This is a genomic window from Paenibacillus sp. LC231 (assembly GCF_001860525.1).
Taxonomy (GTDB): Bacteria; Bacillota; Bacilli; order Paenibacillales; family Paenibacillaceae; genus Paenibacillus_AQ.
Genome location: NZ_JFOM01000026.1, coordinates 328132 through 341023 on the forward strand (window position 1 = coordinate 328132; position 12892 = coordinate 341023).

The 12892-nt window shown below is 45.2% G+C and carries 11 protein-coding genes; all 11 read right to left on the reverse strand.

Annotated elements, in window-relative coordinates; all coding sequences use genetic code 11:
• Window positions 1-354 precede the first annotated feature (354 nt).
• Entirely contained in the window at window positions 355-771 is a 417-nt protein-coding gene (locus AK95_RS18675) for a hypothetical protein (RefSeq protein WP_071221401.1), read from the reverse strand.
• 26 nt (window positions 772-797) lie between these two features.
• Window positions 798-1208: an EndoU domain-containing protein gene (locus AK95_RS33515; protein WP_074961890.1), complete on the reverse strand. Its 411-nt coding sequence runs from the start codon at window positions 1206-1208 to the stop codon at window positions 798-800.
• Window positions 1209-1569: 361 nt separating this feature from the next.
• Complete coding sequence (locus AK95_RS34855; RefSeq protein ID WP_235613149.1) at window positions 1570-1707, reverse strand: restriction endonuclease fold toxin; 138 nt, start codon at window positions 1705-1707, stop codon at window positions 1570-1572.
• Between the two features lie 118 nt (window positions 1708-1825).
• Complete coding sequence (locus tag AK95_RS18680) at window positions 1826-2323, reverse strand: hypothetical protein (RefSeq protein WP_071221402.1); 498 nt, start codon at window positions 2321-2323, stop codon at window positions 1826-1828.
• A 232-nt stretch (window positions 2324-2555) separates the two neighbouring features.
• A complete protein-coding gene (gene cdiI / locus AK95_RS18690; protein ID WP_071221403.1) occupies window positions 2556-2882 on the reverse strand; it encodes a ribonuclease toxin immunity protein CdiI in 327 nt (108 codons plus the stop codon).
• A gap of 100 nt (window positions 2883-2982) precedes the next feature.
• Window positions 2983-3414 (reverse strand): hypothetical protein, encoded by a 432-nt coding sequence (locus tag AK95_RS18695; RefSeq protein ID WP_071221404.1) that lies wholly within the window; start codon window positions 3412-3414, stop codon window positions 2983-2985.
• Between the two features lie 408 nt (window positions 3415-3822).
• Window positions 3823-4287, reverse strand: a complete 465-nt coding sequence (locus AK95_RS18700) for a hypothetical protein (protein WP_071221405.1) — start codon at window positions 4285-4287, stop codon at window positions 3823-3825.
• A gap of 18 nt (window positions 4288-4305) precedes the next feature.
• Complete coding sequence (locus AK95_RS34860; RefSeq protein WP_074961893.1) at window positions 4306-5565, reverse strand: WXG100 family type VII secretion target; 1260 nt, start codon at window positions 5563-5565, stop codon at window positions 4306-4308.
• Between the two features lie 796 nt (window positions 5566-6361).
• Complete coding sequence (locus tag AK95_RS18710) at window positions 6362-8641, reverse strand: glycoside hydrolase family 3 protein (protein ID WP_071221406.1); 2280 nt, start codon at window positions 8639-8641, stop codon at window positions 6362-6364.
• A 43-nt stretch (window positions 8642-8684) separates the two neighbouring features.
• The gene (locus AK95_RS18715; protein WP_071221407.1) at window positions 8685-10013 is read right to left on the reverse strand and encodes an MFS transporter; all 1329 of its coding nucleotides are present in this window, start codon (window positions 10011-10013) and stop codon (window positions 8685-8687) included.
• Window positions 10014-10188: 175 nt separating this feature from the next.
• On the reverse strand, window positions 10189-12717 hold the full coding sequence (locus tag AK95_RS18720) for a GH39 family glycosyl hydrolase (RefSeq protein ID WP_071221408.1): 2529 nt from the start codon (window positions 12715-12717) through the stop codon (window positions 10189-10191).
• Window positions 12718-12892: the final 175 nt, after the last annotated feature.

Here is a 12892-nt window from a genome sequence, read left to right on the forward strand (position 1 = left end):
TATTGACCTTTTCGGCGAGTTTTAGTAATCCATGATCGATTAGACTTGCTTTACTTCACAACCACCCGCTGATTTCCATCTTCTTAAGCGTAACCAAGCTCAATAGCTCTATGTCCCCGATTTAATCGATTTCTCCAGAGCACTGCCGGATCTATCGTATCCGCGCTTTTCCACTTGTTTCATTAACTCATCATAAGGAAGACTAATTTGAGAAGGTAATGCCCTTGCCTGTAAAATACGTTTTGTAAGTAAGCCGGCCAATAGGCCTTCTTCTTGAATGAATTTCGGATCTGTCCCAAAATGTTCTCCGTCGATTCTGGAGAAGTGGATTCAAACAAGGTATAGAGCGCAAATTTATGAATGTATTTTTGAAAGAAAATCTTGAAGCATATTTTTCACTGGTAAGCTCGAAGTTTCCGATAAAATGTTATTAACACGTTGTATTATTATGGGATTATCTAATATCATTTTCTTACTATCATGATTTGTAAAACTTCTTAGTGTGTCGATGCATCTCTCGAACAACTCAACATCATTAGTGCTCAGCAATGCTATTAAAATGTTAAGTTCATACATATTACACTCATTATCTAAACAATATGCTAATTTTCTTTGCCATTCTACTGGTTTACTTAGGACTTGATTAGATAGTTCATCCCAATCACTTGGACTAAACTCTGCAAGGATCTCGTTTGCAATGACACAGCCATCATCGTACCAAGAATCTACTGTTGTATCCGCAGATAATAGGTTATCTAGTTCTTTGTACATATACATTGCCTCCACTTAATGTTGAATTAAAAACCTGCTGGGCGAGATGCAGTTACCGTTCCTGTTGGATAGCCACTGGTCACATTTTCTCCAGCTTTAATTACATCAACTTCAACATCATTAACAATAGCTCTATGCCAAGTTGCCCCATCTCTTAACCTGGTTGAAATAGCTGGTGCATTACCAACATTAGTTATGCTAATTAGAATTTGTTCTTGAGTCCAAGACTCTGGAAAGAGTGTACTTGTATTAATTTTAGAAAGATTTCCATCTAGGAATTGTGTGGTAAACCTTACTTTTCTCGTACCATCAGGGTTAATAAAGATCTCTTCAACTGCATAATTTGGATTACGGTTAGTGATTTCAGGAGAATGCCCACCAATTAAGTCATTCTTATTTGGGTTTTTGCTTTGTCCCTCCAATACCTTATCTTTCATTTCTGGACTAATAACAATCGGAAGTCAACGAACAAGGAACCGAAAGACAAAAAACAGGTCAATCATCATGGTATCTAACCATAATCGACCTGTTCAATGTAAAGGAATAGCGTTATTAAGGATATAAAATTCAAGAATTTTAGTGCGTACAACAAATTAAAGAAATCATCATACGGGTATTACTTGGGCTATACGTGTTATAGGTTGAATGATGGGTACATCGTGACTGGGTAGCCCCACTGAATGAATTATTTATCCTTCTCTAACACATATGTCTTTGACTTCTTAATCTCTATAATTTGCTTGTATGTCATGACATCAATATCTCCTACTCGTTTACCAGTAGAAATATTATCTAGTTTTAAGCAGCCTCAAAAGTTGCTTTCATTTGATCACGGACACTTTTGTATACTGTTTGAAGTGCAGGTTTAGATTGAGGAACATACTGGTCACTAATAGCGTCAAGCTCTCTATGAGCAGGGTTATTGGAGAACTTCACACGGGTTTGTCAGCCGATTCTGCCAGCTATTGCATCTGCCGCCGCATCAGGTTTATTTACAACCTCCAGATTTCCTGAATAGCGACCTGCATTACCCGTCCCCTCATCCCCCGACTTCTTACTGCCAATTCTCATATTCAGGATTTTTATAGCACCAATCAGGATCATAAGGTAACGATTTTAATCTTTGCATGTCTTCCCAACTGTAGACCCAATCATAATCTGCTACCCAAAAGTAATCGTCCGGGTTAATCTTAAGGTATTCATAGATAAAACGAAAAATAACCTTCTCTGCTCCGTAAACCTCTTCAATAGTCCCTATCCGAAATAATTCGCGGTCTGAATTCAAACCAAGATCATCATAGTCACTGAAAAATATACTAGGATTCTCTCTAGCCTTTACATACAAAATAAATTGGTAGTTATTCTCTTCGCTATTATAGGAATGGTCAACTATATTCAATGTTGTAGATGAGAATCGTCCCTCTTCGTAATTTTTATAATTTTCAAAGATAAGTTTAGCGTCCGAATGAAAGGTTGCTACAATTGTATCCGCCAAGAACTTTTCCGGCGTATATTTTTCACGATCTGTCAAAATAAAAGCAGTGGTTCCCATTCTATCTTAGTGCCTCCTTTAAATCTTCCAATGAATTAACAATGGTTACACCTTGTGACTTTATATCTTCTAGCATCTTAGTATGCTCAGATCTTAAGTTAACTAACGGCTTATCAATATATAGAATTATATTTTTGTTCTCAGGATTGAAAAAATCCGGATGGTTTTGCTTAGTCATCTTCAAAAATTGCTCTGTGTGGCTTGGCAGGTTTTTACGATCTTTTTATTAAAGTTATATACCTAATCTGTTTTTTATTTTTTCTAGTGAAGTATTAATCTTATTTTTATCTTCTGGGTACTCGTCAAGATGTTTTACACTAAATATAATTAAATAGTTATAAAATTCATCATACTCAGTTACTGCCATTACATTTTCGTCGGAAGCTGGGGGCTCTCCTATAAAGCACACTTTCTTATCCCCAATGTAATACTCCTCTTCTGGCTCATGATAAGATGAAAATTGTACCTCTAGTGGACCCGATCCATAGCCATGCCTCTCAATATCCCCAAAATACTCCAAAGCCCTTGGGAAATCAATAACCCAGAAATAAGATTCCACTAGTTTGTCAATTTCGTCTTTTTCTGTAAGTATCCTATACAGTTCTTTTTCTCCTTTAGTTAATAATAATTAAAGCACTTCAAGTATTCTTTGGGTTTGTTCAGTCCTCAAGTTCTGCTTTTAAATTTCCTTTTATTCTTAGACTTGCCCCAATTTCCACACTAACCTTTTCTTCAAATTCCACTAAGACGTTTCTTCCCAGACCTTGAATATCACAAATGAGTGTGTAATCATCTTCTTTTTCCATTATTGTAGCTACAGCGATAATATGTGAGGATTCGCTTATAGGCTGTAGCAACTCTTCAGTAAGTCCTTGTTGTTTAGTAATAATTGAATACTCATTTACCCAATCAATCCATAAGGTTATACTTTGGTTTACATGAAGGAGTTGAGACTGATCTCCCTTTTCCAAGTACTCGTCGTGTTGGATTAGGTGACACCAAAGTTTTTTTTGTATACTAGTTAAGCTTAGATAAATAAGTCGTTCATAACCATCTGCGATTGTTTTTTCAATGATACCTTCAAGTTTCATAGCCTACTCCTTATTTCAACTTTCCAAATGATTTTGGATCACTTGGCATAATTGACTGAAATTTCTCATCTTTAACAATAACCACGACACCCTTTTTAGGATTTTCTGCTCCGTCTAAATAGTATATCTTTTTCCCGTTAACCTCTCTGAGCGGCCCCGATCTTTGGACCCTCCCAAAGTCAACCTCTTCGTCAATTGATTGTAACTATTCCACCCTATTTCAAATAACTGGAGAGGGAGCCAGAGTCCTTTTTAAAGACAGCTGGCTCAGTCGGAAGTACCTATTGGACATACAAAAAAAGCTCATTCCTACATAGGGTCCAAGTGGGAATGAGCCTTTGAGAGTTTATCAACTGTTTGTTAATTGTCTAATTTTTATATCTGTAAGATTCCATTTGTCTCTTATGTCTATCCGTTACTTTCAAGGCTCTTAACTTCTACCATCTGTTGTTCAATCCAATTCATAACCATTTCTGCCTCTTCTGTATTCATCACTTTTTTCTCTTTTTTATATTTATAATTTTCATAAGCCCATAATAATATGATTTTCACAAATTCAACTGTTTCTAACTTACAAATTGGTTCCACTTCATCTTCATCTTCATCATAAAAAATATCTTCAATTGTTGTATACTCCCTATCTGATGTAACAAAAGTCACATTGCCTCCGCGCTCATAACAAGGTAATTTGCCTGTTAATACATCAAGATAGTTTTTGATATCAACCTTCAAATCTTCATATCTTAGAAGTATATCAGATCCTAGAGGATCACTTATCATATTGGCAAACTCAAGTGATTTCTCTTCACTAAAGTCCAACACTACTATATTAAATCTGTCAATCCATTTCAATTTATATTTGTATTTAATCACAGTTCATATCTCCCTCATTTAATACAATGGATAGGCTGAAATGATCTTATCATTTCTTAAAACAAACTCTATTTCCATTCCCTGACTTGTTATCCCTCTATAAACGTTATTTTTTACAACTTCTTTATTAGTAAATGCTTCATTTATAGCATCTACTACCTGTTGAGGTGACCATTCTTTAGGAAAAAATGTTGATTTAACTTTTTTTAGCACTCCGCTAACTTCTATATTGGCCTGATAGACACCCAACTCATTAGGCGGGTCAACATTCCCGACAATTTTACCGTTACTATTTGGCATCCCTTCATAATGATAACCATTGGCCCTTCCACTTTTGAGTACTTCGCCATCAAAAATATGGTTTAATCCATTTTCTTTAGTCCCTATTTTAAAGTTTTCTGTGTTCTGTAGCCCACCGAGCCATTTTCCTTTATCTACTGCAGCAGGTCTGCCACCATCATCGCCACGCTCGCCGCCGCTACCATTTCCGCCACCAAGATCATCATGCTTATTATTCAGCGGGCCTCTACCCCTAACTCCAGCGCGGTTGAGAATAGCGCCTCCAAGGATCATAGCCGACTGTTGACCCAAGTAATTGGACCAGCCGCCTGCTGAATCGACTTCTGCCTTCACGTCTTCGGCAATTTTTTCGCGATACTCATCGCTAAAAAGCATTCTGCCGGCCCATATCCCCGTGTTCCAAATATCCTCGACCGTCCCGATGGTTGCATTATAGAGCATCTCTTTCCCGGTTCCAAGCGGATCTTCGTACAAGGATATCGCCGTATCCATTAACGAGTTCCCTAACTGGGCGGCTCCGATCTTTACGCCCTCCCATAGTTCCCCTGCTTCTTGCTTCACGGTGTCCCATGCCTTCCCGGCTTCCTGCTGCACCGAATTCCAGGCTTCCTCCGCTTTTCTCCCGGCATCCTCTACGGCACTATGGCCTGCGGGTCCCCTCATCATAGGGAATGCTCCCAGCACATGCCCAGCAACTTGGATCGGTTGTCCCCGCTCATCTGCTGACTTAAATCGTTGGGCAATCCCTCTCAGCTCCAAGCTTGTCCGATGGATATGCTCCGTGGTCTGCGTCATCTCCCGATGCGCCTGCTGAAAATCCGCATAAAAACGGGATCTCGTCGTACCTTCCCACCCAGACTCCAGCATATGGATGTTCTGGTTCAGCATGTGTATCATTGCTTCCAGCTGTTCATGCGCCCTGGAGCATTGCTCTGCAACGCGCAGCAACATCTCCGGTGTGACCAAAATTCTACTCATAACAACCTCTCCATCTTGCTTTCGGGATTGAACCCGATCTCCGATCATAGCTAACTTAAATATTTTACTTCACTTGAATTATATGGAAAAGGTTCTCAAGGCCTTGCTATGTTACTTAAAACTAGGATCTTTTTCTCAGTTAGATACGGGACTTTATTAGGAGCGAGGTTTTCAGTAATATGATAATTATTATAGGTGGGAGGATGAAGGGAGTCACGATGATACGAAACCTTGAGTCTTCTGAGCCATATGCCCCTTTTTCAAATTCGATTAGCATCTCGTAAACTAGGGTTTTCCAAAAGTTTTAGTTTGATAGATATGAATTCTCTCGTGTCCTAATGTTTTAACTAAGTTTTCCTTACTGCTAAAAGCATCGGGGTACAACAATATCCTATTTTCTTTTGGGTCAGCCCACCCGTACAAGTCCTTACCTAATATAAGATAAGCAACCAATCAGGCAAAAGCTACCTTCAGCTATATCTCCAACCTTCTAGAAATCGCTAATTATGTATCTAATCCATACCTAAATACAACTTAAGGCAGCCGTCTTGGCCGCCTGCTCATCCCAACCCTGTTATTTCTTATAACTATCTTACTCCTCCCCCTGATTTTCTCGCCTTTGTCCGATCAACCTCATAGAATCGGTTAAACGGTATCGCTTCATTCATCGGTACCCTTCGTTGGTTAAGACTAGCTTTTGTTATGATTACACAAACATCCCTAAACACAAAGAAGCTGCCCCAAAAGCCATCATCATGGCAATGGAACAGCTCCTCTCTTATTTAGGTTAAAAATATCAGCTTCTACGGTATTTCATCGTTCGCTCATCCTCGATCACGCCGCTCCAGTTCATCCCGAAGGCAAAGTCATATACATGATGCTCCGAATCGACATGGCATTCCATATCGTGCGCGACATCTTCCAGCTGCTCTTCGACGGTTCGCATATGGGCGGGCATTTGCATCGGCAGCAGTCCGGACGGCTCGGCTGCTCCCGTCAATACATCCATCATCGCCTGATCCTGAACGCCGAAGTTCGCCAGAATGGCATCCACTTCCGCTTCAAATTCCGAAACAACCGTGGGATTGCTCAACAGCATCGAGACGATGACGGGTTTGCCCTTCATTTTTCCCTTCGTCTCCAGTACCATATCTAAGTCCGTCGTATTATGCGGAGTGACGGTTTTTCCTCTATAAGAACGGTTCCGCGGTTCATTCCCGTGTTCATCGCCGGCCAGGCTAACTTCACGAGCATGTTCCGCCGTATACGGCTTGTATTGCAGGCTGATCGGCACATAACCGTTCCCGCCCTGCTCCTCATCCTCTTGGCTGTAGCCGGTGCCGGACTTCGGTGATGCGATAAAGACAAGGCCGAATTCCGCTTCGTCCGGATTATCGGTTACTTCGAAATACTTCGAGACGACCTCCAGGTTGGCCGGATAATCGTAGCTCTCCGGCGTCGGATTGCCGAACCAGTCTTTTCCCTGCGGAAGAAAACGTTTAGGGATGTATACTTTGCTTTTCGCGCGAAGCGGGAGCACCCCATTTTTGTTTTTGAGCATGACAATCGATTTAAGCTGTGCTTCATAACCTTCCCGCATATATTCGGGGTTCCCAACCAGCTTGACGCTCTCCTGTGGATCGAGGTACGGATTTTCAAATAAACCGAGGCGGAACATATTTTTCAGCAGCCGGACGGCCGATTGCTCGAATCGTTCCCGCATATAGGCTTCACCGTGTTCGCGAACCCCCAGCTTGTAAGCCTCCAACACCGGCTCGATCTCATTATTGCCGCCGAATTGGTCAACCCCGGCCATCAGCAGCTTGTAATGGCGCTCGGCCACGGTCAAATCCTCCACGCCCCATGGTTTTCCGCTCAGAAAAGAATCCCTGGGGCCGGAGACGTCGGCCGTGATCATCCAGTCCGTGCATACAACGCCGTCATAGCCGTATTTCCCGCGCAGCAAATCCCGAATCAGGTACGAATTATAGGAGTTGCCGACATTTTCGCCGTTTACGGTGTCCTGACCGGAGGAGATCGTGTAATACGGCATGACGGCTGACGCCTTCCCTGTTTTGCCGTCCAGCTTGAATGCCCCGTCAATAAATGGCACCAAATGCTCGTCAAAGTTGTTTCCCGGATACACCGCATACTTCCCACAGCTGTAATGGGCGTCCCTGCCGGCTTCGCCCGATCCTCCTCCCGGCCAATGCTTCACCATCGCATTGACGCTGTCATATCCCCAACCGTCCGCGATTTCCCGTTCGCCTTCGGAAGCCTGGAAGCCGTCGACATAAGCGCGAGCCATATCGGCAGCAAGCTTCGAATCTTCGCCAAACGTGCCGTTATACCGGAACCAGCGCGGCTCCGTGGCGATATCGATTTGCGGAGACAGGGCGGTTGCTAGCCCTAACGCGCGATATTCCCGGGAAGCGATCCTCCCGAACTCCTTCGTGATCTCGGGATCGAAGGTCGCGGCCAAGCCCAGCGTCTCGGGCCACATGGAGATATGACCTCCCGCCCCCGCGTTGAATTCGGAGCTTGAATCCGAAGCGTGGCGGGGATCGGAGCTGTTGTTCGCCGGAATACCGAGACCGGTACCCTCAGCAAACGCCTGTATTTTGTTGTTCCAGCGCGCTGCGACTTCCGGGCTTTCTACCGTAGTCACCAGCACGTGCCGCACATGGTCTTTGACCAAAAATGCGATCTGCTCATCGGTCAGTTCCCAAGGCTTCGCTCCGCTCTCCTCATACGTTTTCCCGCCATACGTGCCTGAAAACCAGCCATTACTAAGCGCAGGAATCGACTGATGGCGGCTGTACAGCATCAGCCCGGCCATTTGCTCGACCGTCATTTTCGACGCCAGGTCTTTCGCCCGTTCCTCCGGCGACAGCCGCCAGTCTTCATATTTGTCCAGCTTGCCGTCACGGCTTAAATCTTTAAAGAACAAGCCGTCCTGCTCGATCAGGCCCACGCCCGATTCCTGATTGTAGCCCAAAGTCGGGCCGCCGGGATTTTTTACATATTGAACGGTTTCTTCTGTCTTATTGATCGTATCTAGAGTATGGTTTCTCACGTTTTCTCTCCCCGATTCTCTTTATTTTAATCCGAGTTTACCTTCAGTTCATAGTTGCAGGCGCAAGACTGCTGTCCGCAGCTTCGGCCCCGTTATCCGTAGCTACCGGTTCTCCTACTTCAGGCAGCGGCTTGATGGATACCATGCCGATTGCCGTGAATATGGCAAGGACGAGGTAGAAGAACGTCCAGCTGCCAATTCCAATCGATGTGCCTGCGCTTAACAAAAGCGGTGCAATTGCCGGAACGATCGATTGCGGCAAGGCGTTTGCCACGTTCATAATGCCAAAGTCTTTGGCCGAGTCTTCTTTCCGCGGCAGAATGCGCGCAACCAAAGCCATATCGACGGCGGAAAAACAGCCGAATCCAAGACCAAGCACCGCGGATGCGATGACATAAGCCAAATAATGAGGAACAAACGCAAATATCAGTACGGCAATCACCATAATGAATGCAGACACATACAAGAACGGTTTCTGCTTCCGGAATTTATCCGATAACACCCCGCCGAAAATACTGGTCAACGACATGGCAATCGTGGAAATAATGTTCACGCTAGCCACGCTGGCCGTAGCTTGGGCTTCCGTGTAACCCATCCGGTTGACGAGCATCACCGTGAGGTAAAGGCTGCTGCAATACCCCATCATCATGAGAAATTTCGAAGCGACCGCCCAAGAAAACGCCGGGAACCGCCGCGGACTAGGGTAAATTTTGCTCAGTTTCTCTCTGAGCGGCACGACCGTGTTATTCTCGCTGATAATTTCCACTTTTCCTTCTTGAATGAGAAACAAGCTGATGATCGGACCCACGATGCCGATCGCGGCGATAAGCGTCCATTTCGCGGCCGAGGATACATCCGTTAACAATGTCATCAATACCATCCCGACGACGATCCCGAGCGGTAAGGACATGCCGAGCAGACCGGAAATCGTGCCTTGTTTTTCTTCTTTCACCTGATCGGGAATAAGCGCCGTATACGCCGCCATCCCAAAGTTGAAGAACAGCTGCGCAACCGCCCATCCTACGATGATGAGCCATAGCGAGGATGTCCAGCCAATCATGAGGAGCGCGGCGCTGCCGACCAAGGGCCCGAGCAAAATCCAGGTGCGCCGGCGTCCAAATTTATTGATCGTCCGATCGCTGATCGCTCCGCCCAAAGGGTTACCGATCAAGGCGAAGAAAGCGCCGATACCGGCCACGAGCCCATAAGACGACGTATATCCATCCGGATCGATCTCGATCATCTTAAATGTCAACAACAGTGTCGCCGGTGTCATGAGTGCGACCATCATCAGGCCATAGCCCAACATCACGCCGAAAGTCAATCGGCCAAAAGGGGTTTTGACCTGTCCTTTTACTTTAGCTCCAGCCATTTATATAACCTCCCATTATCTTGAAAACGATTACAATCAAATTATAAAAGAAACCGCCTTCATGAAGACAGGCGGTTGTTTATAGACTTATAGGGTAATTCTTAACCTCATTATGAAAGCGTTTTAAAACCACCTTTCCGAAATGCTTAAAAATTGACACAACGTACAATACCGCTCATACCATAGGCGTTAATTCAATCAGCTGCACCTCATGCGGTTTCAAGGTGGAGCCAATCACCGTCCCGTTCTCCACATTCAAGACTTGGACCTGTCTTAACGGGGAGCTCTCCTTCAGATAAGCGATATCCTCAGCCGTCAATGATTCCGGTGCCCCCATTTCCACCCATTTGTCATAGCTGCTGCCGTGCTTGCGGGTGATCGTTTGGGTAACCATGCGGTACGCGCCCTGAGGTAACCCGCTAAGCGCGATGTCGATTTTTAAGATTTTCTCTTCCTTGAATCCGTTATACCTGTGCGTTTCATCAATAAACGAAGTGTCGCCGAGAGCGTAAAGATCATCATAATGACAGTAATTATACGTCATGATTTGAATGGTATCTCCGCGGGCGGCCACGATATATCCGTCCCCGCTTGCAATCAGCGTCTCCCCCAGCTTGCCCAACAGCCGGTACGCATGCATGGCGGGCTTCGGGATCCCATATTGGGCGATGAGCCCAAGCCCTCCGTGAAACAAACGCGGTGACGGGAACGTCTCCTCGATGTTGTCGCTCAGCACCCAGTAACCAAATCCGTCGATGGCATCCAGATTATCGAGGATGTTTTTGGCGATATAAGCGGCCTTGTATAAGGTATCGTTCGTCAATTCTCGGTGATAGGCGGTCGAGTTCCACTCCGTCATATAAACCTTACGGCCGGATAACCCCTGATCGGTTAACAGCTGCAGCTCGATCGCAAGTCTTTCCCTAAGAAAATCGGGATTCGGCGAAATCCCTCCGAATTTCTCCAGCAGCTTCCGGTACAGATCTTCATCCAGCTTGAGTTCCGCTTCTTCCTGTTGTATTCGTTTTTCGATTTCTTCATGCGGATAAAAATGCAGCGGAATGAAATCGGGAAGACAATCGTTCTTCCGGCAAAACGCGAAAAAATTCGTCGCCGTGTCCGGCGAAGTCACGGTGATGATCCGGCCGGGCGCGCCGATCTTCAGTCCTTCGGATAGCCGTTTGAAGGTTCTGTAGGTGGCCAGGTACAGCTCATGATATTCCTGTTCGGATCCGGGCCAAAATACGTTTAATTCCGGTTCGTTCCAGAACTCGAATCTCCAGCTCTCGACCTCCGCCGCACCGTAACGGTTCATGCAGTGGCGAAGGAAGCTGTCGATAAGTCCGCACCATTTATCCAGCGACTTCGGCGGGCTCGTAAAGCTGGCTCTGTAGAACACCGTCTTCCCGGGATCGGATGCCAGCGCGGAGGGCATAAATCCCAGCTCCACGAACGGCTTCAAGCCAATCGACAGCATAAAATCGAACAGCTGGTCCACCTGCCTGAAATTGTAGCGCGGCCGCCCTTCCTCGTCTTCATCATATACCATCATCCCGTCGTCAAAGATCCCGTGAAAGCGTAAATACCGAAACGGACAATTTTGCTGGACATAGATCAGCTGTTGTTGTACGTCGGCATGCAGCCCTTCCTGCGCTTTCCCAATCGTGATGAGATTTTTCCATGTATGCTTCAGTTTTCTTCCCGGAGCGGCCGCGTTCACCTCATAGGTCTTCGTTTCGATTGCCTGAATCGTTTCAACCTCCAACGATTCGGTCCGCCGCAAATACCGACGGATGATCCCCAGTGCGCTGGATTGATTAAACTGAAGATAATTCGAAGAGATGTCTTGCTTTTTGGCTTCCGTCTCCCGGTCAGGCCGATACTGTTTGCGGTATTCATGAGGGGTCTGACGGTATTTGTTTTTGAACGCCGTGTAAAATGATTTGGCATTGGGAAATCCGTGGCTTAACGCCAGATCCGCGATCGGGAGGTCTTCATAATGAAGCAGCTCCTCCACCGCGTTCTTCAACCGGATGCTTGTCAGATAGGATTGGAAATTAAGCCCGATATTTTCGCTGAAAAATTTGGACAGATAAGGTACGGACAAAAATTCTTGTTTGGCGATCGATTGCAGGGTGATCGGCTCATTATAATGCTCGTCGATATAATTGATAATACGGAGCATGCGCTCCATATATTTCTCGTTCATCGCGCCGCCGGTTTCGGAGGATTTGAACTGTTTAATGAGCATGGAAAATACCGCCAGCATGCGGATGCCCATATCCAGTTCGTAAGCCTCTCCTTTTTTCTGCTTCAACTCGACCATCTCTGCCAGCATCTGGCGGATTCGGTTCAACCCGCTTTTCTGTTCCGGCCGGACCGTGGAAGAATTGCACTCAAAGCGGATGTCCTCAATGCCTTTAATGTTTTCCTTCAAAAACACCATTGGAATCAGGAACGTGGCGATAATGTTCATATCCAGCCCAATGACCTCATGGACATGGCTTGAATTGATCACAAATACATCGCCTTCGGTTATCTTGTGCTGCTCCGTTCCGACGGTGACTTCCAGATTGCCGGACAGCACGAATATGATCTCCACGCTGTTATGCCAATGGCTCGGCACGTAATTTACCCGGTGCAGCGATACATCAAACGGCAGATCGTCCGCTGTCTCCACCAATTCAAAGATGGACGTTTTCAAAGATGTCCCCCCAGACAAAGATTGCGTATCTTTTTTGTACTATCGTCCATTATACAAAATAGTATGCTTCAATATTTGAGCGCATGGTACAGAATGGCGGCAAGATCCCAAATCTCCAATCAAAACAAAATTACCCTGATCGAAGTCTAAAGACCACGACTAGGGCATCTTGTTG